The sequence below is a fragment of the Metapseudomonas resinovorans DSM 21078 genome (genome assembly GCF_000423545.1).
Classification (GTDB): Bacteria; Pseudomonadota; Gammaproteobacteria; order Pseudomonadales; family Pseudomonadaceae; genus Metapseudomonas; species Metapseudomonas resinovorans.
Genome location: NZ_KE384030.1, coordinates 61,746 through 86,808 on the forward strand (window position 1 = coordinate 61,746; position 25,063 = coordinate 86,808).

General features: G+C 64.6%; 21 protein-coding genes and 1 riboswitch. Of the genes, 13 read left to right on the top strand and 8 right to left on the bottom strand.

From position 1 onward, the window contains the following. The first annotated feature begins 105 nt into the window (after nt 1-105). From msbA to G559_RS0123715, 6 genes are all read left to right on the top strand, one after another. Nucleotides 106-1,914, top strand: a complete 1,809-nt coding sequence (msbA, locus tag G559_RS0123690; protein ID WP_028630608.1) for a lipid A export permease/ATP-binding protein MsbA — start codon at nt 106-108, stop codon at nt 1,912-1,914. Between the two features lie 61 nt (nt 1,915-1,975). Then, a complete protein-coding gene (locus G559_RS0123695) occupies nt 1,976-2,872 on the top strand; it encodes a GNAT family N-acetyltransferase (RefSeq protein ID WP_028630609.1) in 897 nt (298 codons plus the stop codon). Nucleotides 2,873-2,876: 4 nt separating this feature from the next. Beyond that, the gene (locus tag G559_RS0123700) at nt 2,877-4,313 is read left to right on the top strand and encodes a PIG-L deacetylase family protein (RefSeq protein ID WP_028630610.1); all 1,437 of its coding nucleotides are present in this window, start codon (nt 2,877-2,879) and stop codon (nt 4,311-4,313) included. 45 nt (nt 4,314-4,358) lie between these two features. After that, nucleotides 4,359-5,780 (top strand): bifunctional D-glycero-beta-D-manno-heptose-7-phosphate kinase/D-glycero-beta-D-manno-heptose 1-phosphate adenylyltransferase HldE, encoded by a 1,422-nt coding sequence (gene hldE, locus G559_RS0123705; protein WP_028630611.1) that lies wholly within the window; start codon nt 4,359-4,361, stop codon nt 5,778-5,780. Between the two features lie 105 nt (nt 5,781-5,885). Beyond that, nucleotides 5,886-7,166 (top strand): acyl-CoA dehydrogenase family protein, encoded by a 1,281-nt coding sequence (locus G559_RS0123710; RefSeq protein ID WP_028630612.1) that lies wholly within the window; start codon nt 5,886-5,888, stop codon nt 7,164-7,166. Nucleotides 7,167-7,176: 10 nt separating this feature from the next. After that, nucleotides 7,177-8,382: an acyl-CoA dehydrogenase family protein gene (locus tag G559_RS0123715; RefSeq protein WP_028630613.1), complete on the top strand. Its 1,206-nt coding sequence runs from the start codon at nt 7,177-7,179 to the stop codon at nt 8,380-8,382. A 59-nt stretch (nt 8,383-8,441) separates the two neighbouring features. Here G559_RS0123715 and G559_RS0123720 read toward each other — a convergent pair whose 3' ends face one another. From G559_RS0123720 to G559_RS0123735, 4 genes are all read right to left on the bottom strand, one after another. Next, a complete protein-coding gene (locus G559_RS0123720; RefSeq protein WP_028630614.1) occupies nt 8,442-9,347 on the bottom strand; it encodes a hypothetical protein in 906 nt (301 codons plus the stop codon). Nucleotides 9,348-9,373: 26 nt separating this feature from the next. Beyond that, entirely contained in the window at nt 9,374-10,183 is an 810-nt protein-coding gene (locus tag G559_RS0123725; protein ID WP_028630615.1) for an aldo/keto reductase, read from the bottom strand. Then, nucleotides 10,180-11,355 (bottom strand): NAD(P)/FAD-dependent oxidoreductase, encoded by a 1,176-nt coding sequence (locus G559_RS0123730; protein ID WP_028630616.1) that lies wholly within the window; start codon nt 11,353-11,355, stop codon nt 10,180-10,182. The genes G559_RS0123725 and G559_RS0123730 overlap by 4 nt, the downstream gene beginning before the upstream one ends. A gap of 73 nt (nt 11,356-11,428) precedes the next feature. Further along, on the bottom strand, nt 11,429-11,761 hold the full coding sequence (locus tag G559_RS0123735) for a DMT family transporter (protein WP_028630617.1): 333 nt from the start codon (nt 11,759-11,761) through the stop codon (nt 11,429-11,431). A gap of 92 nt (nt 11,762-11,853) precedes the next feature. Between G559_RS0123735 and G559_RS0123740 the strand changes: the two genes are divergently transcribed. Together G559_RS0123740 and waaA are read left to right on the top strand one after the other, a co-directional pair. Beyond that, nucleotides 11,854-12,738 (top strand): LysR family transcriptional regulator, encoded by an 885-nt coding sequence (locus G559_RS0123740; protein WP_028630618.1) that lies wholly within the window; start codon nt 11,854-11,856, stop codon nt 12,736-12,738. A 36-nt stretch (nt 12,739-12,774) separates the two neighbouring features. Continuing rightward, nucleotides 12,775-14,040, top strand: coding sequence for a lipid IV(A) 3-deoxy-D-manno-octulosonic acid transferase (gene waaA / locus G559_RS0123745; RefSeq protein WP_028630619.1), 1,266 nt, complete (start codon nt 12,775-12,777; stop codon nt 14,038-14,040). Nucleotides 14,041-14,110: 70 nt separating this feature from the next. Here waaA and G559_RS0123750 read toward each other — a convergent pair whose 3' ends face one another. The 3 genes from G559_RS0123750 to G559_RS0123760 form a co-directional block, all read right to left on the bottom strand. After that, nucleotides 14,111-14,701 carry a cupin domain-containing protein gene (locus G559_RS0123750; RefSeq protein ID WP_036997819.1) on the bottom strand — a complete coding sequence of 197 codons (591 nt, stop codon included), beginning with the start codon at nt 14,699-14,701 and terminating at the stop codon, nt 14,111-14,113. Between the two features lie 61 nt (nt 14,702-14,762). Then, a complete protein-coding gene (locus G559_RS0123755; RefSeq protein WP_028630621.1) occupies nt 14,763-16,718 on the bottom strand; it encodes an oxidoreductase in 1,956 nt (651 codons plus the stop codon). Between the two features lie 223 nt (nt 16,719-16,941). Further along, on the bottom strand, nt 16,942-18,381 hold the full coding sequence (locus tag G559_RS0123760; RefSeq protein ID WP_028630622.1) for a TolC family outer membrane protein: 1,440 nt from the start codon (nt 18,379-18,381) through the stop codon (nt 16,942-16,944). 218 nt (nt 18,382-18,599) lie between these two features. Then, a riboswitch (TPP riboswitch) is annotated at nt 18,600-18,706 on the top strand. Nucleotides 18,707-18,794: 88 nt separating this feature from the next. Here G559_RS0123760 and thiC point away from each other — a divergent pair. Together thiC and cytX are read left to right on the top strand one after the other, a co-directional pair. Next, nucleotides 18,795-20,678, top strand: coding sequence for a phosphomethylpyrimidine synthase ThiC (thiC, locus tag G559_RS0123765; RefSeq protein WP_028630623.1), 1,884 nt, complete (start codon nt 18,795-18,797; stop codon nt 20,676-20,678). 126 nt (nt 20,679-20,804) lie between these two features. Then, on the top strand, nt 20,805-22,106 hold the full coding sequence (cytX, locus tag G559_RS0123770) for a putative hydroxymethylpyrimidine transporter CytX (protein WP_028630624.1): 1,302 nt from the start codon (nt 20,805-20,807) through the stop codon (nt 22,104-22,106). On the opposite strand, the gene G559_RS0123775 is transcribed toward cytX, so the two are convergent. After that, the gene (locus G559_RS0123775; RefSeq protein ID WP_028630625.1) at nt 22,063-22,803 is read right to left on the bottom strand and encodes a DUF3298 and DUF4163 domain-containing protein; all 741 of its coding nucleotides are present in this window, start codon (nt 22,801-22,803) and stop codon (nt 22,063-22,065) included. The two genes, cytX and G559_RS0123775, sit on opposite strands and share 44 nt — an antisense overlap. 195 nt (nt 22,804-22,998) lie before the next feature. Between G559_RS0123775 and G559_RS0123780 the strand changes: the two genes are divergently transcribed. The 3 genes from G559_RS0123780 (at nt 22,999) to cpdA (ending at nt 25,016) form a co-directional block, all read left to right on the top strand. Then, nucleotides 22,999-23,616: an NUDIX domain-containing protein gene (locus G559_RS0123780; RefSeq protein WP_028630626.1), complete on the top strand. Its 618-nt coding sequence runs from the start codon at nt 22,999-23,001 to the stop codon at nt 23,614-23,616. After that, on the top strand, nt 23,607-24,062 hold the full coding sequence (locus tag G559_RS0123785) for a DUF1249 domain-containing protein (RefSeq protein ID WP_028630627.1): 456 nt from the start codon (nt 23,607-23,609) through the stop codon (nt 24,060-24,062). Before G559_RS0123780 ends, G559_RS0123785 begins: the two co-directional genes overlap by 10 nt. Nucleotides 24,063-24,200: 138 nt before the next feature. Continuing rightward, on the top strand, nt 24,201-25,016 hold the full coding sequence (gene cpdA / locus G559_RS0123790; RefSeq protein ID WP_028630628.1) for a 3',5'-cyclic-AMP phosphodiesterase: 816 nt from the start codon (nt 24,201-24,203) through the stop codon (nt 25,014-25,016). Nucleotides 25,017-25,063: the final 47 nt, after the last annotated feature.

Sequence of the window (25,063 nt, forward strand, 5' to 3'; positions counted from 1 at the left end):
AACCGGTAGGACGTTGCAAAAGGCCGGCATTTTAGCATCCACGGGGAGGGCCGGCTCCTCTGTGATAAGCTTTGCAACCTTTCGACAACGTCGACGCGTGAACGCATGTCCGATCAGCACCCCGAATCCACCCGACCCTCCAGCCTCAAGATCTATCTTCGCCTGCTGGGGTACGTCCGCCCTTACATCGGGATGTTCCTGGTCAGCATCATCGGCTACATCATCTTCGCTTCCACCCAGCCGATGCTGGCCGGCATCCTCAAGTACTTTGTGGATGGCTTGAGTAATCCCGATGCCGTCCTGTTCCCCGATGTTCCCTACCTGCAGGACCTGAAGCTGCTTCAAGCGGTACCGCTGCTGATCATCCTGATCGCCGCCTGGCAGGGGTTGGGGTCGTACCTGGGCAACTACTTCCTGGCCAAGGTCTCCCTGGGTCTCGTCCACGACTTGCGCCTGGCGCTGTTCAACAGTTTGCTGGCCTTGCCGAATCGCTATTTCGACAACCACAACTCCGGGCACCTGATCTCGCGCATCACCTTCAACGTGACCATGGTCACCGGTGCCGCTACCGATGCGATCAAGGTTGTCATCCGTGAGGGCCTGACCGTGGTCTTCCTGTTTGGCTACCTGTTGTGGATGAACTGGAAACTGACCCTGGTGATGGTCGCCATCCTGCCCCTGATCGCCCTGATGGTGAGCAGCGCCAGCAAAAAATTCCGCAAGCAGAGCAAGAAGATTCAGGTGGCCATGGGCGATGTCACCCATGTGGCCTCCGAAACCATCCAGGGCTATCGGGTGGTGCGCAGCTTTGGCGGTGAGCCTTACGAGTCCGGCCGCTTCAGGGCCGCCAGCGAGGACAACACCCGCAAGCAACTGCGAATGACCAAGACCTCGGCCGTCTATACCCCGATGCTGCAACTGGTGATCTACACCGCCATGGCCGCCCTGATGTTCCTCGTGCTTTTTCTGCGCGGCGATGCCAGTGCGGGTGATCTGGTGGCCTACATCACGGCTGCTGGTCTGTTGCCGAAGCCGATTCGCCAGCTCTCCGAAGTCAGCTCCACGGTGCAGCGTGGTGTCGCCGGTGCGGAAAGCATCTTCGAGCAACTGGACGAGGAGTCCGAGGTGGATCATGGCACCGTCGAGCGTGATCACGTCGGTGGCCGACTGGAAGTGCGCAATCTCAGCTTCCAGTACCCCGGTACCGAAAAGCCCGTGCTACAGGACATCAGTTTCGAGGCCGAACCGGGCCAGATGGTCGCCCTGGTGGGGCGCTCCGGTAGCGGGAAGTCCACCCTGGCCAACCTGATCCCGCGTTTCTACCACCATGAACACGGACAAATCCTGCTGGATGGCGTCGACATCGAGGACTATCGCCTGCGCAACCTGCGTCGCCACATCGCCCTGGTGACCCAGCAGGTGACCCTGTTCAACGACTCGGTAGCCAACAACATCGCTTACGGCGATCTTGCCGGCTCGCCACGAGAGGATGTCGAGCGTGCGGCCGAGGCGGCCTTCGCCAAGGAGTTCGTCGACAGGCTGCCGCAAGGCTTCGATACCGAAGTGGGCGAGAATGGTGTGCTGCTGTCCGGCGGGCAGCGCCAGCGACTGGCCATTGCCCGGGCGTTGTTGAAGAATGCTCCAGTGCTGGTGCTCGACGAAGCCACGTCAGCCCTCGATACCGAGTCGGAACGGCATATCCAGGCGGCGCTGGATCGTGTGATGGATGGCCGCACCACCCTGGTCATCGCCCATCGGCTTTCGACCATCGAGAAGGCGGACTTGATCCTGGTCATGGATCAGGGACGAATCGTCGAGCGCGGCACCCATGCCGAGCTGCTGGCCATGAACGGTTACTACGCCCGGCTGCATGCCAACCAGTTCGCAGACGAGGCTCAGTCGGAGGCCGGCTGAGCGGCATCCACTTCATCGCTAATCAAGGAAGGGCCGGGTCTTCACTCGGCAAGGCAAGGTTTTGCTCAATAGATTCAGGCTGTACCGGGAGCGCGGATGGGAGTCGGTCGATGCCGGTTCCTACCGTGGTGTCTGGGAGCGTTTTGGCGGCAGCGTCATCACTCACCCGCAGGTCGTTGAGCGCTTGTCCGCGCTGGCGGGCATTCCAGTGCGTTACCTCGGGTACCGTGCAGGTGGCGAGCTCCAGGCTGCCATTCCTACCTGGGGGCGGAGTCTGGCGCTCTCCCGGCAGGTGCTGAAGCGCAAGGGAATGCGCAACCTGTTCGACCTGGGCAACGCCGAGGTCATACTGCCGGTCGCTCCTGGTGCGGGGATCGCGCTTCGTCACGAGTGCGCCTATCTCTCCGAACTCAATCTGTCCGGTTTCCGCAGCCTGCGTCCGCAGAAAGCGCAGCTGGCCATGGCTCGCACCCCCGAAGCCTGGTCGAAGAAATTCCGCTACAACCAGCGCCGCGAGCTGCGCCTTTTCGAGGAGGCGGGTGGCGAAGTGAGGCCAGTGGCGGGCTTCGCGCCTGCAGAGCTGGCGGCGATCTACACCGAGCTGTTCGAACGACGCTGGGGTTTCGAAGTTCCGGGCAAAGGCCACTTGGCTGAGGTCTTCAGGCTGTTGCATGAGTACCTCAGTGGCTCGTTGCTGCTGCTCAATGGCGCCCCGGTTGCCGTTCAGGTTCTGTACAGGGCCGAGTCGCCAGACTGGATCAGTTACGAGTACATCAACGGCGGCGTTGATCCTCGTGCGCACCATCTCAGTCCAGGTAGCGTTCTCAGCTTCATCAATACCCAGGCCGCCTGGGAGGATGCCCGGGCCAGGGGCAAGATGCTCCGCTACTCGTTCGGTCGAGCCGACCGCGAATACAAGGATCGTTGGTGCGACAGGGTTGCCGCATTTCGGGTGTAAGTGAATGGAAACACGCAAACAGCAACTGCTGCGTCGGCACCGCCGCGGCAAGCGTCTCTTCATGGTCGCAGCCCTGCTGGTCATGGCGGCGCTCGACTGGTTCGGCAACTGGAACAGCCTCCCGGTGCTGTTGGTCCTGGCCTGGATCGCCCATGAGGCCTGGTTTGCCGACCATCTCTTCTATTCGCCGCGAGAAGACTATCGCTACGATTTTCCCGGCTTTTCACCTTGCCTCGAAGGCGTTATCCACAAGTGCGAACTGCAGCTGGGCCCAGGCCAACTGCCAGCTAGCGCCGACACGCTGATCCTTGCTGTCGAACTTCGCAGCACCTGGCTGGGGCACTGGTTGGATCCCCACGTCCTGATCCAGGACGGCCAGTCCGTGGATCGTCAGGATTTCGAGCGTGGTGCGCGGGGTCTTCGCTATCTCAATCTGTCCGGCCTGTTACCAGCCCTGCGCGAGGGACGTTTACGCCTGCAGGGGCGATTCTGTCGCCTGGGTCCTGAGGTCAGGTTGCATGCCTTCGACAATCCGGACTACGCCTCGCGGCGCGTGATGATCATCGCGCCCCACGCCGACGATGCCGAGCTGGCGGCCTTCGGCCTTTACAGCCGCTGCGCCGAGGTCAGTATCGTGACCCTGACCCAGGGTGAGATCGAGGCGCAGAACTACCGCAGGCTGGGGCTCGACAAGGCCGCAGCGGCGCGCTTGAAAGGGCGCCTGCGCAGCTGGAGTAGCCTGGCGGTGCCGCTCTGGGGTGGCGTACCGGCCAGTCGCTGTGTGCAATTGGGGTACTACTGCATGCAGCTGGCGGCCATGGCAGCCGAGCCGAACAAGCCTTTCGCGTCGCGGGAGTCCGGCGAAGCGGATATCCGCAGCGTGCGACGCTTCAATCCCCTGGCACTACCAGGCGATCTGGACGGTGTGCCGACCTGGAACAACCTGGTAGGCGATCTGGCCTCCCTGCTCGAGCGCTTCCGCCCCGAGGTAGTGGTCCTGCCTCATCCGGAACTGGACCCGCACCCCGACCACATTCAGGCCAGCCGTGCCCTGGCCGAGGCGGTCGAGTGCAGCGGCTGGCAACCCAGTATCCAGCTCTTGTACGCCAACCATCTTTACGACAACGACCGCTGGCCCATGGGACCTGCAGGCAACGGCATCAGCCTGCCGCCACGGCAGGAGCCGTTGCCGGCCGATGGGTTATGGAGTCCCCGGCTCGGGGCTTCTACCCGCATGGACAAGGCCCAGGCGCTGGCCATGCAGCACGATTTGCAGGCGCCCCTGCCGTTCAAGAAGCGCTTGCGTCGTGTCATTCAGTGGCTACTGGCGGGCCGACGCTGGCCCGAGGTCGGCCAGGACGATTTCTTCCGCAAGGCAGTACGCCGCCACGAGCTGTTCTGGGTGCGCCCGACGTCCGATCGAGAGCCTCGGGCCAACTGAGCTGCTATGGTATGATCCGCGCCGTTTTTGACGTCCGGAGACCCCATGAAGCTGTCCATGCCCCGATTCGATCAGGCCCCCGTTCTGGTGGTGGGCGACGTCATGCTTGACCGTTATTGGCATGGCGGCACCTCGCGCATTTCGCCCGAGGCGCCGGTGCCCGTGGTCAAGGTGGATCAGATCGAGGACCGTCCCGGCGGCGCCGCCAACGTTGCTCTGAACATCGCTGCGCTGGGTGCTCCGGCCATGCTGGTGGGTATTACTGGCGTCGACGAAGCAGCCGACAGCCTTACCGACAGCCTCAACGCCGCTGGCGTCGATGTGCACTTCCAGCGTCTCAACGAGCAGCCGACCATCGTCAAGCTGCGGGTCATGAGCCGTCACCAGCAGTTGCTGCGCATGGACTTCGAAGAAGCCTTCCAGACCGACGCCGAGGCCCTGGCCGCGGAAGTCGAGCGCCTGCTGCCCGAAGCCAAGGTGCTGGTGCTGTCCGACTACGGCAAGGGCGCGCTGAAGAACCACCAGGTGCTGATCCAGGCTGCTCGTCGTCGCGGTGTGCCGGTGCTGGCCGATCCCAAGGGCAAGGACTTCAGCATCTACCGTGGCGCCAGCCTGATCACCCCGAACCTAAACGAGTTCGAAGCCATCGTCGGTCGCTGCGCCGATGAGGCCGAACTGGTTGCCAAAGGGGCAGCGCTGATGCAGGAGTTGGACCTAGGCGCCCTGCTGGTCACGCGTGGCGAGCATGGCATGACTTTGCTGCGCCCCGACCACTCCCCGCTGCACCTGCCGGCTCGCGCCCGCGAAGTGTTCGATGTCACTGGCGCCGGCGACACCGTGATTTCCACCCTGGCTGCTGCGCTGTCTGCTGGCGAAGAGCTGCCGCAGGCCGTGGCCCTGGCCAACCTTGCGGCCGGTATCGTTGTCGGCAAGCTGGGTACGGCGGCTATCAGCGCGCCGGAACTGCGTCGCGCCGTGCAGCGCGAGCAGGGTTCCGAGCGCGGTGTGCTGAGTCTGGATCAACTGCTGCTGGCCATCGAGGATGCCCGCGCCCATGGTGAGAAGATCGTCTTCACCAACGGCTGCTTCGACATTCTCCACGCCGGCCATGTGACCTACCTGGAACAGGCCCGCGCCCAAGGCGATCGCCTGGTACTGGCGGTCAACGATGACGCCTCGGTCAGTCGCCTCAAAGGGCCGGGCCGTCCGATCAACAGCGTCGAGCGCCGCATGGCCGTTCTGGCCGGTCTCGGTGCAGTGGATTGGGTCGTGAGCTTCCCCGAAGACACCCCCGAGCGGCTGCTGAGCCAGGTCAAGCCCGATGTGCTGGTCAAGGGCGGCGACTATGGCATCGAACAGGTGGTCGGCGCCGATATCGTCCGCGCTTACGGCGGTGAAGTAAGGGTGCTTGGCCTGGTGGAGAACAGCTCCACTACGGCGATCGTCGAAAAAATCCGCAGCAAGTAGTCCTTCCTCACTGGCAGCATTGCCAGTCGCTGGTGTCGGCCCGGTCATAGGCGTCCGGGTCGATGCCACCCATCATCCCGGCATCCTTATCCTGCATGGAGTGCGATGCCGATGTCCCCCAACGCACAGGGCCGTGCCCTGGCCTTGCTCAATCGTGTGGCCCAGGCCCATTGGCCTGATCGTCTCAAGCTGCGCAAGGCATTCGAGAAACTTCTCTACGGCGGTACCCGCGCCGGCTTCATGCTGGCCGCGCGACATGCACGCAAAGCCCCGCGCTCGGCCAGTTCGGGTGAATTGTTCGATCTCTCCCTGTCCGACGAGCAGCGGATGCTGGTAGAGATGCTGGAAGCCTTCGCCCTGGAAACCTTGCGCCCAGCCGCTCACGGCGCAGACTCGCGCGGCACGGTGCCGGCCGACCTGCTCAACCAGGCCCACGCGCTCGGACTGGCCCACTACGGAGTGGGCGAGAGCCAGGGCGGCCTGGCCGGAGAGCGCACTGTCCTTACCAACGCGTTGATGGCCGAAGCCTTGAGCAAGGGCGATCTGAGCCTGGCCGCCGCGATCCTGGCGCCGCTTTCGGCGGCCAACTGCATCCGTCGCTGGGCATCGCCAGAACAGCAAGCCGCCTGGTTGCCGGCCTTCATTGGAGAACAGCCAGCACCACGCATGGCCATTGCGGTGAGCGAGCCCGCAGTGTTGTTCGATCCCCACAAGCTGGCCACCCGCGCGCGGAACAGGGGGAAACACTATGTGCTCAGTGGCGAGAAGTGCCTGGTGCTCGACGGGCTGGATGCCAGCCGCCTGATCGTTGCCGCTGATACGGGCCGCGGCGTGGCGCTGTTTCTCGTCGAGACCGGCAGCAAGGGGCTTGACCTGCGCCCGGAACCGGCCATGGGCCTCAAGGCCTGTGGTACGGCGAGAGTCCGCCTGAAGGGGGTGAAGGTTCCGGCCGAGAATCGGCTGGCTGCCATCGATTTCGACTACCGGCGATTTCTCGATCTTGGCCACCTGGCCTGGTGCGCTCTGGCCTTGGGGACCGCCCAGGCCGCCCTGGACTATGTGATCGACTACTGCAATGAGCGGACGGCCTTTGGCGAGCCCATCAGCCACCGCCAGGGCGTGGCGTTCATGGTCGCGGACATCGCCATCGAACTGGATGCCATGCGCCTGATGGTCTGGCGTGTCTGCGCCCTGGCTGACCGGGGGGAGACGTACCAGCGCGAGGCCTACTTGGCACGCCTGCTCTGCGCCGAAAAGGCCATGAAGATCGGCACCGACGCCGTGCAATTGCTCGGTGGCCATGGTTTCACCCAGGAACACCCGGCCGAGCGCTGGTACCGCGACCTGCGCGCCGTTGCCTTGATGAGCGGCGGCCTGCACCTGTGAGGAAGGCAGCATGAATCTGGAACTCCCGAAGAAACTCCGCGCACTGAGCAACCAGGCCCATCAGGTTGCAGCCGAGTACTTTCGGCCTCTATCGCGCAAGTACGACAAGGCTGAACATGCCTATCCCCGTGAGCTGGACCTGCTGTCCGCGCTGCTGGACGGCATGAACGCCGGTTCTCCGGAGTCCGTGGGCGCGGGTTCTGCGAGCAAGCGTGGCGTCGGTGCGGAAGAGGGTGTGCGCAATGGCGGCAACCTTTCCGCGCTGGTCGGCGTGATGGAGCTTTGCTGGGGCGATGTCGGCCTGCTCCTGGCCATGCCACGCCAAGGCCTGGGAAATGCTGCAATAGCCGCCGTGGCCAACGCGGAGCAGCTCGAGCGTTTCCGCGGCACCTGGGCGGCCATGGCGATCACCGAACCTGGTTGCGGCTCGGACTCGGCGGCGATCCGCACCACGGCGGTGAAGGATGGCGACCATTACGTGCTCAATGGCGAGAAGATCTTCGTGACCTCGGGCGAGCGTGCCGACGCGGTGGTCGTGTGGGCGACCCTGGACCGCAACCTGGGGCGTGCGGCGATCAAGTCCTTCGTGGTGGAGAAGGGGACTCCCGGCATGCGCGTTACGCGCCTGGAGAAAAAGCTCGGTATCAAGGCCTCGGACACCGCGTCGATCAGTTTCAACGACTGTCGGGTGCCGGCGGCGAACCTGCTGGGCAATGCCGAGATCGATGTGCAGAAGGGTTTTGCCGGGGTGATGGAAACCTTCGACAACACCCGCCCGCTGGTGGCAGGGATGGCGGTTGGGGTCGCCAAAGCGGCCCTGGACCGGACGCGCGAGCTGCTGGCCGGAGCCGGCTGCCGGTTCGACTACCGCACACCATTGCTTGCCGCCAGCCACGCCGAAGCGACGCTCTACCGCCTGGAGGCCGAGTGGGAGGCCGCACGCCTGCTGACCTTGAAGGCCGCCTGGATGGCCGACAACCGGTTACCTAACTCCAAGGAAGCCTCTATCGCCAAGGCGAAGGCCGGGCGCGTGGCCAACGAAATCACCCTCAAGTGCGTGGAGCTGGCCGGTGCCCTGGGCTATGGCGAAGACGAACTGCTGGAGAAATGGGCGCGGGATTCGAAGATCCTCGACATCTTCGAAGGTACCCAGCAGATCCAACTGCTGATTGTGGCGAGGCGATTGCTGGGCAAGAGTTCAAGCGAGCTGAAATGACGATGGCCCTAATGGGATACGGCTTCAGTGACGATGGGGCGGCTTGGGCGCCCCATCGTTCAGCAGGCGACCCTCTTTCCCAACGGTTGGGCCGTCCCTACCCGCGCCAGCCAGTCCCGCCAGCGCACACGCTCTTCGTGCACCAGCCAGCCGTCCTGCTCCGCGAAACTCTCCGAGAGCCAGACTCCACGCGTACTGGCGGCCTTGAACTCGCCGTTGCGCAGGGTCAGCAGCTCGCCGGTGGGCAGGCCCTGGCGCAGTGGCAGCAGGTAGATATCGGGTCGACGTCGCTCCAGGCTGGCCACCAGTTGGCCGCCCTGCAGTACCTCGTCGACATGGAAGAGGCTGATCTGGTGGCTTTCCCGCGGCAAGTCCAGGCGCAGGTCGTAGACCAGTTGCAGGGATGCGGTAGGCAAGTGGACATAGGCTTCGGGGCGTTCCAGCAACGTCAATTTGCCGTTGCGCACGGGGCGCGCAGCCCCGGACAGGGGGCTGAGGCGGAAGTGGTTGGCTTCGCGGTATCGCAGGTGCCGCTGATAGGGCGTGGGCAGCCAGGTATCGGCGAAGCGTCCGGCGAGCCAGCCTTCCGGTGTCTCGATCAGGCATTCCTCGGCGACTTCCTGAATGGCGGTGAGCAGCGGCAGGTTCAGCTCATGGGCCGGGACGTAGCCGGAAATCAGCTTGAGAACGGTGTCGCCGCGGTCCTGCCGGCGCTGGCGCACCAGCAGCCAGTAATCGCGACCTTGCAGGTTCAGGGTCAGCCGCACCGAAACGCCGAGGTTCGCCAGCTCCACCGCGAAGCGCCGGCTGTCGTTGACCTGCACCGGGCGGCGGCGCTCCAGCATCTGGGTGAAGTTCAGCGGGCGACCCAGGCTCTGGTAGTTCAGGGCGTCGGCACTGGCTTCGACATGCAACGGGAGGGTCTTGAACGCGTTGGGGTCCTTGCGGGCGAGGATTCGCGGCATGTCGGCTCCTTCAGGGTAGGGGTCGGCTAGCAACGACCCCCGATGACGTTGGCGGCCGTCGCGACATTATGGGACAGATGCAGCGGGTTGATGGTCCCGATTATCGCGCTGGTCACCCCGGGATGACCGAAGATCAGTTCGAAGCTGGCACGCACCGGGTCAATGCCTGCGCCGAGGCAGGCGTGGCCGCTGGCCAGGCCTTTCTTGATCAGGATGCCCTTGTTCTGTTGCACCGCGAAGTCGATCACCGGCTTCTCGTCCTGCTCGTTGAGGTTGTAGGTGACCATGGCGCAATCACCCTGTTCCAGGGCCAGCAGGCCACCCTCAACGGTCTTGCCGGACAGTCCAAAGGCACGGATCTTTCCGGCTTGCTTGAGTTCGGCGAGGGTTTCGTAGACGCCGCTGTCACGCAGGATGGCCAGGTCGTTGCCGTCAGAGTGCACCAGAACCAGATCGATGAAGTCGGTTTCCAGGCGCTTCAGGCTGCGTTCGACGGAGAAGCGCGTGTGTTCGGGGCTGAAGTCGAATCGCGAGACGCCGCCCTCGAACTCCTCGCCCACCTTGCTGACGATCACCCATTGCTGGCGCTGACCGCGCAGCAACGGACCCAGGCGCTCCTCGCTGCGACCGTAGGCTGGCGCGGTGTCGATCAGGTTGATGCCGAGGTCGCGGGCCAGGGCCAGCAGTCGAAGGGCTTCGCTATCGTCGGGGATGGTGAAACCGTTGGGGTACTTCACGCCCTGGTCCCGCCCCAGCTTGACGGTGCCCAGGCCGAGTGGGGAAACCACCAGGCCGGTGTTGCCCAGCGGGCGGTGGAAAGTGTGCAGACCGTTCATCCCAGCAGCTCCTCCCAGGCCGGTTGCGCCACGGGCGGGCGAGGCAGGGGGGGCAGCGCGTGGTGTGCGGCCGGGCGCAGGCCGTCGCGCTCGAAGGCGGCCAGCACGCGGTCGGCGAAGTCAGGCGCCAGGGCCAGTTTGGTCGGCCAGCCCACCAGCAAGTGGCGGTGTTCGCTGAGGAAGGCGTTGTCTGGGCGTACCAGGCCGCTTTGGGCCGGCTCGGCGCGATCCACCCGTAGGGTGGCCCACTGTGCAGCCGACAGGTCGACCCAGGGCAGTAACTGGCGCAGCTCCTGTTCGGCAGCGGCAATTTGCTCCGCTTCGTTGCGCGCCACGCCCTCGGCCTCGGCCAGGTCGCCGCCCAGGTACCAGACCCACTGGCCGTCGGCGGCCGGGTGACTGGTGACGGTAATACGTGGCTTGGGCCCGCCGCCCAGGCAGTGGGCGTAGAGCGGTTTCAGGCTGGGCGCCTTGACCATCACCATATGCAGTGGGCGGCGCTGCATGGTTGGTTGGCTCAGGCCCAGGGTCTCGAGCAGTGCCTGGTTGCCGGCGCCGGCGCTGAGGACGATGCGTTGTGCGCGGACTTCACGGCCGTCGATGCGTAATCCGACACGCTGGCCGTCGTCGTTCAGGGGCTCGAACTCGTGGGCGGCCAGCAGGCTGTCGCCAGCCAGGTCGGCCAGGCGCGTGATCAGGCTGGGGACATCCAGTACCAGTTCGGCGAGGCGGTAGACCTTGCCCTTGAACTTCGGGTGCTGCAGTGCCGGTGGCAGGTCGCTGCCTTTGACCTGGTCGACGCGGCCGCGCACCGCCTTGCTGGCGAAGAAGCTGGTGAGGTTGCCGGCGAGGGTGCCGGGCGACCAGAGGTAATGGGCATCGGAGAGCAGGCGTACGCCGCTGAGGTCCAGTTCGCCATTACCGGCCAGGGCCTCGCGCCAGCGCCGTGGCATGTCGGCGATGGCTTCGGAGGCGCCGGTCAGGGCGCCGTGCAGGGCGTACTTGGCGCCACCGTGGATGATCCCCTGGGACTTCACGCTCTGTCCGCCGCCGAGGCTGGCGTTCTCCACCAGCAGGGTGGCGAAGCCTTGCTTGCGCAGACGGGCGTTGAGCCAGAGGCCGGCGATGCCGCCGCCCAGGATGAGCACATCGGTGGAAAGGGATTCGGCCATGGGTCGCAGGCGCCTCGAAAAAAACAGGGGCGCAGTATAGCGCCCCTGTCGTTCCGCCGATGAGCAACTGGCTTCAGTGCCCGGTGCTGTTCGAGAAGAGCTGGATCACCACGACGCCGGAGACGATCAGCCCCATGCCGAGCACGGCGGGGACGTCCAGCTTCTGCTGGTAGAGCACCAGGGCGGCGACACTGACCAGTACGATGCCGAGTCCGGCCCAGATGGCGTAAGCGATGCCCACGGGGATACTGCGCACCACCAGAGTCAGCATCCAGAAGGCGATGGCGTAGCCACCGATCACCAGAATCAGTGGCAGAGGTTTGTTGAAGCCGTCGATGGCTTTCATCGAGGTGGTGGCGATCACTTCGGCGGCAATGGCGATAGCAAGGTAGATGTAGCCGGTCATGGTCGGGCCTCCTGTGTAATGGCGCGAATTCTAAGACTTCCGCTGATGGGATAAAGTGATTACCTATCTGTATTGGAGATAGGTTTTTCGCCATGCAATGGAGTCTGGAGCAGATTCGCCTGTTCGTCGGCGTCGCCGAAGGTCAGTCCTTTTCCGCCGCCGCGCGCCAGCTCCGGCGTGCCCAGTCAGCCGTGAGCAGCGGCATCGCGCTGCTGGAGGAAGACCTGGGCGTGTTGTTGTTCGAGCGCAGCAGCGGCCGCCAGCCACGTTTGACAGCGGCTGGCCGTGCACTGCTGGAGGAGGCACGGGAAGTGCTGCGCCAGTGCCAGCGCCTGGATGCACGGGCCCTGGGGTTGGCCGGGGGGGAAGAAGCCCGACTGAGGTTGGCCCAGGATGAAGCCATGCCCTATCAGCCGGTCCTGGCCAGCCTTGAGGCTCTGGGGACGGCCTTTCCCATGCTGGAAGTGCAGCTGGCCAGCAGCGCCCAGGGCGACGTGGCGCGCAAGCTGCTGGAGCGCCGTGCCGACCTCGGCCTGCTGTTCCACCACGAGCAGATGCCCGACGCGCTGGAGCGCCAGCGGCTGGGCACCATTGAAATGGTTACGGTTTGCGGCGCCGGCCACATCCTGGCAGCGCAAGGCCATGCGGAGCGGCGCGAACTGGTGCGGCACCGGCAGATCCTGATGGCACCCCAGGACAGCCACTATACGGGCGGGGAGCAACTCGGCCCGCAGGTCTGGCGCGCCGACAGCTTCTACGTCATGGCGGAGCTGGTCATGCGGGGGCTGGGTTGGGCGTGGTTACCGCGTCACGTGGCGCAGTACCCGGCCTATCAGGGGCAATTGGTGGAGCTGCGCAGTGACTGGACGCCTCCCTCACTGGTGGTGGAGCTGGTCTGCCGTCGTGATACGGCCCTGGGGCCGGCGGCGCTCTGGCTGGCCGATAGCCTGGCAGAGCATCTGCAGGCTATGGGCTAGTGCGATCAGCGGCGAGTCACGCTAAGCTCCGCGCCCATGAATCGCACCCTCTATACCCTGTTGTTTCATCTCGGTCTGCCGCTGGTGGCCCTGCGCCTGGCCTGGCGTGCCTGGCGAGCGCCCGCTTACGCGCGGCGTATCGGCGAGCGCTTCGCCTTCGGCCTGCCGGCGATCAAGCCGGGGGGTATCTGGGTCCATGCGGTGTCGGTGGGCGAAAGTATCGCCGCAGCGCCCATGGTCCGTGCCCTGCTGGAGCGCTACCCGGACCTGCCCATCACGATCACCTGCATGACCCCCACCGGTTCCGAGCGCATCCGTGCCCTGTTCGGTGACCGGGTGCAACATTGCTACCTGCCCTATGACCTGCCTTGGGCAGCGGCGCGCTTCCTTGACCGGGTGCGGCCGAAGCTGGCGGTGATCATGGAAACCGAACTCTGGCCCAACCACATTCACCAGTGCGCCCGCCGTGGCGTTCCGGTGGTGCTGGCCAACGCGCGGCTTTCCGAGCGATCGGCGCGCGGCTATGCACGCTTTGGCAAACTGACCGCGCCCATGCTGGCCGAGCTGAGCTGGATCGCGGTGCAGACTGAGGCTGAAGCTGCGCGCTTCCGCGCCCTGGGCGCGCGTTCTGAATGTGTGGGCGTCACAGGTTCGATCAAGTACGACCTGCGCATTGACCCGGCGCTGTTGCAACGTGCCGGCGAGCTTCGCAGCCAGTGGGGCGCCGGAGCCCGGCCGGTGTGGATTGCCGCCAGTACCCACGCGGGGGAGGACGAAGTCGTTCTCGCCGCCCACAAGACGCTGTTGGCGCAGCGTCCTGATGCCCTGTTGATCCTGGTACCACGTCATCCGGAGCGTTTCGGTCCGGTGTTCGAACTATGCCGTCGCGAAGGCCTGGCGGCCGTTCGCCGCTCCAGCGGTGCGTTGGTGGCGCAAACCGATTCAGTGCTGGTCGGCGACACCATGGGCGAACTGCTGTTCCTCTACGCGCTGGCGGACATCGCCTTCGTCGGTGGCAGCCTGGTGCCCAATGGTGGCCACAACTTGCTGGAGCCCGCAGCGCTGGGCAAGCCGGTGCTGTCGGGGCCGCACCTGTTCAACTTCCTCGAAATCGCCGCGCAGCTGCGTGACGCCGGGGCGCTGGCCGAGGTGGCTGATGCCGATCAGCTGGCGGCGCAGGTGGGGGCGCTCTGGATCGATACCGGCCGTGCCCAGGCCATGCGTGAAGCGGGGCTGGGTGTGCTCAAGGCCAACCAGGGCGCGCTGGAGCGGTTATTGGGCGGGATTGCGCGGTTGCTGTGACCCCGCAGGGCTTGAAGGGCAGACCTCCGGCCTGCTTGGCGAATGAGTTCGCCCCCACAGATGCAGCGCCTCAGAATGTCGGCGGGGTGATTACCCACAGGATCAGCGCATCCTTCTCGCCGGGATTGCCGTAGCGGTGCGGCTCCTGGCTGGAGAAGCTGAAACTGTCGCCTTCCTGCAGGTGGAAGTGGCGCTCGCCGACCCAGAGCTCGAACTCGCCGCTCAACACGTAGCCGGCTTCCTCGCCCTCGTGGCTGTAACTCTCTTCACTGTAGGTACCGGGGGGGAAGCGTGAGTGGAGCATCTCCAACTGGCGCAGCGGCTGCGGGCTGAGCAATTCGTCAGTGATGCCGTCTTCGTAGTGCAGGCTGGTGCGGGCATTGCGGCGCACCACGTAGCCACGGTCGGCTTCGCTGGTGGGAGCTTCGCTGGCGAAGAACCACTGGATGGTCACGCCCAGGCTACGGGCGATATTGAACAGTGCCGGGATCGAGGGATACGCCAGGTTGCGTTCCAACTGGCTGATATAGCCGGCGGTGAGCTTGCTCTGTTCGGCCAGCTCACTGAGGGTCATGCCCCGGCGTTTGCGAAGCGCGCGGATGCGCGTGCCGAGGAATTGGCTCTCGGCGTTGGCGTTCGGCGATGGCAGGCTGGGGCTCATGGTTCCCTCCATGGGGCACGGGATCGCGGCATTGTATGGCAGCGACGATCGCCGGCAACACTCAGATATCCCAGGCCAGCTTCAGTCCCTCGTAAATGGCTTCCTCGACGGTGCGCGGGGCCAGGCAGTCGCCGATTCGGCGGAAGTCCACCAGGCCTTCCAGTTCGCCGCCCAGATCATCCACCGGTTCGTGCCCCTGGCAGAGCACCAGGGTGTCCACCTCTTCGAACAGCATCGGCTCGCCGCAGGTGGCGTGCATCATGTACACCGTGCTGTCGTCGCAGCCGTAAAGGCGCGAATAGGGCGTGATCGGGATGCCCAGCTTGTGCAGCTCGCCGGCCATCTGGTCGCGCACATAGAGCGGCAGGCTCTCGCCACAGTGAGGGCCGTTCACCGCCAGGTGCACCTGATGGCCATTGCGCGCCAGGCGCTCGGCAATGCCGGGGGCAATCCAGTCGCCGCGCCAGTCGGTCACCAGCACCGATCGACCCAACTGCACTTCGTCGCGCAGGACCTGCCAGGCGTCCACCACCTGCAGCTCGCCGCCGCGCTCGAATGCTGGCCAATAGGGTCTGGCGCCGGTGGCGAGGATCACCAGGTCGGGACGTTCGCGCTCTACCAGGCTGCGGTCGACGCGGACGTTGCGTTGCACCTGCACACCGGCCAGTTCCATCTCCCGTTGCAGGTTGGTGGCTGCCCCGCCGAACTCCGCCCGCCGGGGCAGCAGCTGGGCCAGCAGGACCTGGCCGCCGAGTTGGCTTCCGGCTTCATACAGTGTTACCTCGTGGCCGCGTTGGGCGGCCACTGCGGCAGCCTTCATTCCTGCGGGGCCGCCGCCCACCACCATCACGCGCTTGCGCACGCTTGCCGGCTTGGGCGCGTCGTAGGTGAGTTCACGGCCGGTTTCCGGGTGCTGGATGCAGGAGATGGGGTAGCCGCGGTGGAAGTGGCCGATGCAGGCCTGGTTGCAGGCAATGCAGGCGCGAACGTCATCGCTGCGGCCAGCGGCGGCCTTGTTTGGCATTTGCGGGTCGCAGATCAGCGCGCGGGTCATGCCGCAGACGTCGGCCTGCCCCCGAGCAAGAATGGTTTCCGCTTCCTGGGGCTGGTTGATTCGCCCCGTGACGAAGAGCGGGATGTCCAGGCGTGCCTTGAAGCTTCCCGCCGTGGGCGCCAGGTAGGCGGCCTCGATCGCCATGGGCGGCACGATGTGGATGGCGCCGCCGAAAGAAGCCGAAGTACCGGCGACCAGGTGCACATAATCGAGCTGCCCCTGCAGTGCAAGCACGGCGGCCAGGGATTCGTCTTCGGTCAGGCCTTCCGGGTCACGTTCGTCGGCGGAGATGCGCAGGCCGACGATGAAGTCTTCGTTGCAGTGGGTGCGCACGGCCAGGATCACTTCGCGGAGGAATCGCAGGCGGGCGTCCAGATCGCCGTTGTAGCCGTCCTCGCGGCGATTTACCCGGGGGTTCAGGAATTGCGCTGGCAGGTAGCCATGGCTGGCGACTATTTCCACGCCGTCGAGTCCGGCCTCGTACAGACGGCGGGCGGCGGCACCGTAGCCGGCGACTATCTCGTCGATCATCGGCTGGTCCAGGGCTCGCGGCATTACCCGGAAGCGCTCGTTGGGCGAGGCCGAGGCAGACCAGGCCACTGCCAGCAGGCCGTCGCCGGACTCCATGATCTCCCGGCCCGGGTGGAACACCTGGGACAACACCACGGTGCCCTCGGCATGGCAGGCCTCGGCCAGGCGGCGGTAGCCCTCGATGCAGGCATCGTCGGTGGCCATCAGCACGTGGGAGGTGTAACGCGCGCTGTCATGCACCCCGGCCACCTGCAGCACGATCAGGCCAACGCCGCCCTTGGCTCGGGCGCGGTGGTAGGCGACGAGTTGGTCGTTGACCAGGTTGTCGGCGGGCATCGAGGTGTCGTGTCCGCTGGACATGATGCGGTTCTTCAGGCGTTTGCCGCGGATTTCCAGGGGCTCGAAGAGGCGTGGGAAGGTGGCGCTGGACATGGAGGCTCCTGAGGACCTGATGGCCCGACTCGTTCTCGTTGCGCCATGAAAATTTACTAACAGTAAAAAATCAACTCGTTTATTTACTTGTCGGGTTGGGCTCAATCCGAGATTGCAGAGTTTTCTGACGGCAGGCGCTGGTGCTCACAGGGAGACTTCGCGTCAGCGCACAGAATGAAAAAGCCCGGCGGTGATGCCGGGCTTCTTGGTGTTGCAGCAGGACTCAGTACTCCGGGTCGCCGCGCAGACTCGCTTCTGCCGCTTTGGCCAGATCGGGCGGGAGGAAGTCCTTGTCCGGGTCGTAGTCCGGCTTGAGGAAACTGGCCAGGGCTTCCAGGTCGCCCGGACTGAGAGTGCCGGCGGCCTGTTTCAGGCGCAGGTTGTCGAGAATGTAGTCGTAGCGGGCGTTGTTGTAGTCGCGCACGGAGCTGTACAACTGACGCTGGGCGTCAAGCACGTCGACGATGTTGCGGGTACCCACCTGGTAGCCGATTTCGGTGGCTTCCAGGGCGCTCTGGTTGGAGATGATCGACTGCTTGCGTGCCTTCACCTGTTCGACGTCGGTGTTCACCGCGCGGTGGAAGTTGCGAGTGTTCTGCACCACGGTGCGGCGCAGGCTTTCGCGTTGCTGCTCGGTCTGATTCAGGCGCTGGTAGGACTCGCGCACCTGAGAACTGGTCAGGCCACCGCTGTAGATTGGAATGTTCAGCTGCAGGCCAATGCTGCGCTGTTCGACGTCGCCACTGAATTGCTGGGTGCTGCCGGGCGTGTTGCTGAAGCCCAGGCTGTCGTTGTCGCCTTTCTGGTAGCTGGCGACCGCGTCCAGGGTCGGTGCATGGCCGGCCTTGCGCTGGCGCAGGGTCTCTTCGGCGGCATCGACGGCGTAGTTGGCGGCCTGCAGGTTGAGGTTCTGCTGGGCAGCGGTGTCGACCCAGGCCTTGGCGTCGTTGGGCGCAGGCACCACGACCGGAAGGGTGTGGAGGATGCCCTCGAGCGAGGCGTACTCGCGGTTGGTCAGGGTCACCACGGCCTGGAAGGCGTCTTCCACGTTGCGTTCGGCGATTATCCGGTTGGCGCGGGACGTGTCATAACCGGCCTGGGCTTCCAGTACGTCGGTCTTGTCCGAGAGGCCGACGTCGAAACGTTCGTTGGCCTGGTCGAGCTGGCGCTTGAACGCCGCTTCCTCGGCCTTGGTCGAAGCCAGGTTGTCCTGGGCGCGCAGCACGGCGAAGTAGGTTTCGGCGGTCTGCAGGATCAGGTTCTGCTGGGTCGCGGAGAAGTCCAGGGAGGCCTGTTCGGTGCTGGACTCGGCGGCCTTCAGCTGGAACCAGCGGTCGGCACGGAAGATCGGTTGGCTCAGGGTCGCCTGGTAGGCGAGGCCGCTGCGCGAGGAGGTGCTGGAAGGGTCGTCCAGCTTGGTCCGGGTGTCGTCGGCCGTGGCGCCGCCGTTTATCTGCGGCAGCAGGCCGGAACGAGCCTGGGGTACGGCCTCGCGTTGCGCTTCGTAGTTGGCACGAGCGGCGGCGAGGTCGGCATTGTTGTCGACGGCGTCCTTGTAGACGGTCACGAGGTCCGTCTTGGCTGACAGGGGGGCATCTACGGCCCAGGCGGTTCCGGCAAATGCGGATGCCACGGCGATGGCCAGCGAGAGTCTGCTCAGCATGATCAATCCTGGATTCTGAGGTGTCGGGCAAGGCTACGGGGCCGCTGGAGGCGGGTCAAGACGCCCCACCGGCGGCCGAAGTGTAGTTTGCGACAAGCTATGTTGCGTGCTTGCAACAATCGTTTGCGTTTGAGCGCGTTGCGTCACTTCACGACGCAGTGGTCATATTATTCTGACCGCCGGGTTGGTTTTATCCATCAGGCTTGTTTAGACTGCGCGAGTTCTTGTCGGGGTGCCTCGAATCGGAGGCTGAGATCGGAGAGTTCCGGATCCCGTTGAACCTGATCAGGTTAAGGCCTGCGTAGGGAACAAGATGTGCCTCCCCACCCCGTACTCCGGGAGGCCCTCTCGGCACCAGCCACGGTGCACTCTGCCTTCAGGTTCGCTCCGACATCTTCCCCAGGAGCCAGCCGATGACCGCAAAACAACAAAAGAACCTGAGCGAAAGCGCCCAGGTCGACCAGCAATCCATCCAGCCTTTCCCCCGTTCGCAAAAAGTCTATGTGCAGGGCTCCCGCCCGGATATCCGCGTGCCCATGCGCGAGATCAGCCTGGACGTGACGCCGACTGCCTTTGGTGGCGAGATCAATGCCCCGGTTACCGTCTATGACACCTCCGGCCCCTACACCGACCCGAGCGTCACCATCGATGTGCGCAAGGGGTTGGCGGATGTGCGTTCGCCGTGGATCGACGATCGCGGCGACACCGAGCGCCTGCCCGGCCTGACCTCCGAATTTGGCCAGCGTCGCCTGGCAGATGCCGAGCTGTCGGCGATGCGCTTCGCCCACGTGCGCAACCCGCGCCGGGCCAAGGCAGGTCGCAACGTCACTCAGATGCACTATGCGAAGCAGGGCATCATCACGCCCGAAATGGAATACGTCGCCATCCGCGAGAACATGAAGCTGGCCGAGGCGCGTGCCGCCGGCTTGCTGAAGGATCAGCATCCGGGGCAAAGCTTCGGTGCCAGCATCCCGAACGAAATCACCCCCGAGTTCGTCCGCGAGGAGATCGCTCGCGGTCGCGCCATCATCCCGGCCAACATCAACCATGTGGAGCTGGAGCCGATGATCATCGGCCGCAACTTCCTGGTGAAGATCAACGGCAACATCGGCAACTCGGCCCTGGGCTCCTCCATTGAGGAAGAAGTGGCAAAGCTGACCTGGGGTATTCGTTGGGGCTCGGACACCGTGATGGACCTGTCCACCGGCAAGCACATCCATGAAACCCGCGAGTGGATCATCCGCAACTCGCCGGTACCCATCGGCACCGTGCCGGTCTACCAGGCGCTGGAAAAAGTCGGCGGTATCGCCGAGGACCTGACCTGGGAGCTGTTCCGCGACACCCTGATCGAGCAGGCCGAGCAAGGCGTGGACTACTTCACCATCCACGCCGGCGTGTTGCTGCGCTACGTGCCGCTGACCGCCAAGCGCGTCACCGGCATCGTCTCCCGTGGCGGCTCGATCATGGCCAAGTGGTGCCTGGCTCACCACAAGGAGAATTTCCTCTACACCCATTTCGAGGAAATCTGCGAAATCATGAAGGCCTACGACGTCAGCTTCTCGCTGGGCGATGGCCTGCGTCCGGGTTCCATCGCCGACGCCAACGATGCCGCGCAATTTGGCGAGCTGGAAACCTTGGGCGAGCTGACCAAGATCGCCTGGAAGCACGATGTGCAGACCATGATCGAGGGCCCCGGCCACGTGCCGATGCACCTGATCAAAGAGAACATGGACAAGCAACTGGAGTGCTGCGACGAGGCGCCGTTCTACACCCTCGGCCCGCTGACCACTGACATCGCGCCCGGCTACGACCACATCACCTCCGGCATCGGTGCCGCGATGATCGGCTGGTTCGGTTGCGCCATGCTCTGCTACGTGACCCCGAAGGAACACCTGGGCCTGCCGAACAAGGATGACGTGAAGACCGGCATCATCACCTACAAGATCGCCGCCCATGCCGCCGACCTTGCCAAGGGCCATCCGGGTGCGCAGATCCGCGACAACGCGCTGAGCAAGGCGCGCTTCGAGTTCCGCTGGGAAGACCAGTTCAACCTTGGCCTGGACCCGGATACTGCGCGTGCCTTCCACGACGAAACCCTGCCGAAGGACTCGGCCAAGGTGGCGCACTTCTGCTCCATGTGCGGGCCGAAGTTCTGCTCCATGAAGATCACCCAGGAAGTCCGCGACTACGCCAAGGAAAACGGCCTGACCGACGAACAGAAGGCCATCGAGGCCGGTTTCGCCGAGCAGTCTGGACGCTTCAAGGAAGAGGGTTCGGTGATCTACAAGCAGGTGTAACGACCTGCCATGTGACCCTGGACAGGCGCTGACCTGTCACACCCAAGCTGGAAGCCGGGCCTCGCGCCCGGCTTTTCGGTTTGTGGATAACTCGATAACTACAGTCCAAGCGGGACGCCTGCCAACGTGAACACCCCCTCCAGCTACTCGCCGTCCATTCCGGTCGCCTTCGACCAGCGCGTTCTCGGCACGCGCGATCTGTTCTCTCTCTGGTTCTCCCTCGGCCTCGGCTTGATGGTGCTGCAGACCGGTGCGCTGCTGGCGCCGGGTCTGGGTACCAGCGACGCGCTGCTGGCGATCCTCCTCGGTACCGGTGTCGGGGTGCTGCTACTGGGGTCGGCGGCGATGATCGGTAGCGACACGGGCCTGGCCGCCATGGCATCGATGAAGCTCAGCCTGGGTTCGGCGGGTGCAACCCTGCCGGCCTTGCTCAACCTGCTGCAACTGGTCGGTTGGGGCGCCTTCGAGATCATCGTCATGCGTGACGCCGCTGGACTGCTGGTGGCTCGCGGCCTGGGCCAAGACAGCCTGTGGGCCTCGCCTACACTCTGGACCCTGGTGTTTGGCGCCTTGGCCACCTTGCTGGCGGTAGCCGGCCCGCTGGCCTTCGTGCGGCGTATCCTGCGGCGCTGGGGCATCTGGCTGCTGCTGGGCGCCTGCGTCTGGCTGACCTGGGACCTGTTGAATCGTGCCGATTTCACGGCCCTGATGGCGCGCGCCGGCGACGGTTCAATGAGCTTCGCCCTGGGGTTCGACATTGCCATCGCCATGCCGTTGTCCTGGCTGCCGCTGATCGCCGACTACTCGCGCTTCGGCCGTCGCGGTGGTGGCGTATTCGTGGGTTCCGCGCTGGGCTTCTTCATCGGCTGCCTGTGGCTGATGGGCCTGGGCGTGGCCTACACCTTGGCCTTTGCCGAGGGCAGTGATGCCAACACCTTGCTCCTGGCCCTGGCTGGCGCCGGCATGGGCATTCCGCTGCTGCTGATCCTGCTGGACGAGTCGGAAAAGGCCTTCGCCGATATCCACTCGGCGGCGGTATCCAGCGGCATTCTGCTACCGCTCAAGGTGGAGCAACTGGCCCTGGCCATCGGCGTTCTCTGCACGCTGATCGCCTGGTTCGCACCGCTGGCGGAGTACCAGAACTTCCTGCTGCTGATTGGCTCGGTGTTCGCGCCCTTGTTCGGCGTGGTGCTGGTGGATCACTTCATCCTGCGTCGTCGTCGTGCCGAGCTGGCACCGCGTGTGGCGCTGCGCTGGGACACGCTGCTGGCCTGGGGCTGCGGCGTCGCGATCTATCACCTGTTGGCCAATCGCTGGCCGGAACTGGGTGCAACCCTGCCGGCGTTGCTGGCGGCCGGCGGGTTGCAGTGGGTGTTGGGGCGCTTCAACCGCGTCCGGGGAAATACTGGGGCTTCAGTATTCCGTTGAGTTGCGGATAGGGGATGCGGATCTCCGGATGACCGCTGGAGTAGGGTGCGATGCTGTAGACGTCGTACTTGAGCAGCATGGCGCCAAAGCCCAGGCCCACGTTGGCAGTGCGTTCGAACGGCCAGGTCTTGATGAAGTCGGGGTCCTGGTCGAGCTTGTTGGCTGTGAGCCAGCGGCGGTGGGCCTGCTCCGCGACCTTCCAGAAGGCGTCTTCCTGGCCGGGGAGCAGCATGTCGCCGAGGCTCAGCGGCTTCTCCAGCTTGCGGTCGTAATTGATGAAGCCGCGCCCCGGCATGCCGTGGGCACCGCCGGTAAAGAGGTAGCTGGATAGTTCCACCAGCACCAGTTTGTCGTGCTGCTCCAGCACCTTGGCTTGCAGGTAGCTGCTCCAGCCCGGGTCGGCGCTGGCAAGGAAATCCTTCTCGTAGGATTCGAGCGAAGCTGGTAACGGAGCTCCCGGGCTGTCCTGGGTCATCTGCAGCAGGCGCTGGTTGATCAGCGCATTGAGCTGCGGTTCGCCTTCGAAACTGATGGTGTCGATGTTCACCAGCGGGCAAGCCTCGCCCTGGCAGCCGGGTTTCAGGTGTTCCCAGGCGTGGCGCTGCGGCTCCAGCTTGTCGCTGCCACCGGGCAGCATCTGGCAGGCGCTGAGCAGGACGCCGAGGCTGGCGGCGGCGAGGAGTCTGGCAAGGGGCATCGGTTTCATCGTCGGGGCTTGTTCCGGAAAAGTGCAGGCTTCGACTGCCACCCCGGCCATGAGTTCGCGCTGGCGGGGCAGCCTTTCGCCGCGCATCTTCCCAGCCTGCGCCCCATCTGCAAAGAGGCTGCAGCCCATGCGGCCAAGGGGTAGGATGCGCGGATCAAAGCCTTCCGCAATCAATGAGACTTTCCCATGGCCGAAACTTTCAAACCGGGCCCCGACGCCGTCGAGGTGGTCGAACGAGAAACCTGTTTCCAGGGTTTCTACCGCCTGGACCGTCTGAGTCTGCGTCATCGGTTGTTCTCCGGCGCCATGGGCCCGGTCATCCATCGGGAACTCTTCGTCCGTCATGATGCTGTCTGCGTGCTGCCCTATGATCCGCAGCGGGATGAAGTGGTGCTGATCGAACAGTTCCGTGTCGGCGCCTATGGCAAGAGCGAGAGCCCCTGGCTGCTGGAACTGGTGGCCGGGCTGATCGACAAGGACGAAGAGCCGGAGGATGTCGCCCGTCGGGAAGCCATCGAAGAAGCCGATCTGCAATTGACTTCGCTATGGCCGATCACCACCTACTATCCTTCACCAGGGGGCTCCAATGAGCGTGTGCATTTGTTCCTCGGGCGATGCGAAAGCAGCGGCGCAGGGGGGGTACACGGGCTGGCGGAAGAGGGCGAAGACATCCGCGTGCACGTACTGCCGCTGGAAGACGCTCTCGCCTTGATGCGCGAAGGGCGGCTGGACAACGCCGCAAGCATGCTGGCCCTGCAGTGGCTGGCGCTGAACCGTACTGAAGTCAGGGGGTTGTGGACGTGAATCTGCTGCGCGATCGCTACCGGGTCGATCTCGTCGGGCTGCAAGCCGCCTGCGAGGCGAACTACGCGCGCCTGATGCGTCTGCTCCCGCAGATGCGTGAGGTGCGCGGTTCCCGTCGCGTCGCGTTGAGCCAGGGTGAGCGCCTGCTCGGTGTGCTGGCCCTGGAAGTGGTCGAAGCCTGCCCCTACACCACCACGCTGCAAGTGCGGCAGGAGCACAGCCTGCCCTGGTTGCCGTCGCCGCAACTGGAGGTGCGGGTCTACCATGACGCGCGCATGGCGGAAGTGGTCGGTGCCGAGAATGCACGGCGTTTTCGTAGCGTGTATGCCTATCCCAATGCCGATATGCACCAGCCCGACGAGAAGAGCCAACTCAACCTGTTCCTCGGTGAATGGCTGAGTCATTGCCTGGCTTGTGGCCACGAGCTGGAACCGGTCGTCCTCTAGGTTCGCTTCGAATTTGGCTGGCGACTCGTCGGCCTACTGCGATCAACAGCCGTTAACTGTGAACCATTCCCGCTTCGCGGGTTTACCCGTTGTGCGCGCAGCAACCATAATCCGAATACCTCGCCCAAGGAGAAGGCCTTGCCCAATCCACTCCCTCTTGCCGCTGACGAGTCGGTGCTGCTGGTGCAGCTCTCCGACAGCCACCTGTTCGCTGAAGCGAACGGCAAGCTGCTGGGCATGGAGACCCGCGACAGCTTGCAGCGGGTGATTGAACAGGTGCTGCAGGAGCAGCCGAGTATCGATCTGGTGCTGGCCACGGGCGACCTGTCCCAGGACGGTTCGGCAGCGTCCTACCAAGCTTTTCTCGAGCTGGTTGCGAACATCCCTGCGCCGGCCCGGTGGTTCCCCGGCAACCATGACGAAGTCCCGGTGATGCAGGAGGTTTGCGTTGGAACCTCGGCGCTGGAACCCATCGTCGACTTCCCCCACTGGCGCCTGGTGCTGATGGATTCCACCATCGCCGGCGCCGTGCCCGGACATTTCCCCGCCGAGCAACTGGAGCTGCTGGAAAGCGCCCTCGAAGGTGCCGGCGAGCGTCATGTGCTGGTCAGCTTTCACCATCATCCGGTACCTATCGGTTGCGCCTGGATGGACCCTATCGGCGTGCGCAACGCCGAGAGCCTGTTCGCCGTGCTGGATCGTTATCCACAGGTGCGGGTGCTGCTCTGGGGTCACGTCCACCAGGAGTTCGACCAACTGCGCAATGGCGTGCGCCTGCTGGCGTCGCCGTCCACCTGCGTGCAGTTCGCGCCGGGCAGCGAGGACTTCTGCGTCGGCAACGAGGCGCCGGGGTATCGCTGGTTGCGCCTGATGCGCGACGGACGCGTTGAAACCGGAGTTTCGCGGGTCACCGGAATCACCTTCGAAGTGGATTACAGCGTCAAGGGTTATTGACCTTCGCGCCGCGGCACGGCAAGAAGTACAACTTTCCCCCGACCTGC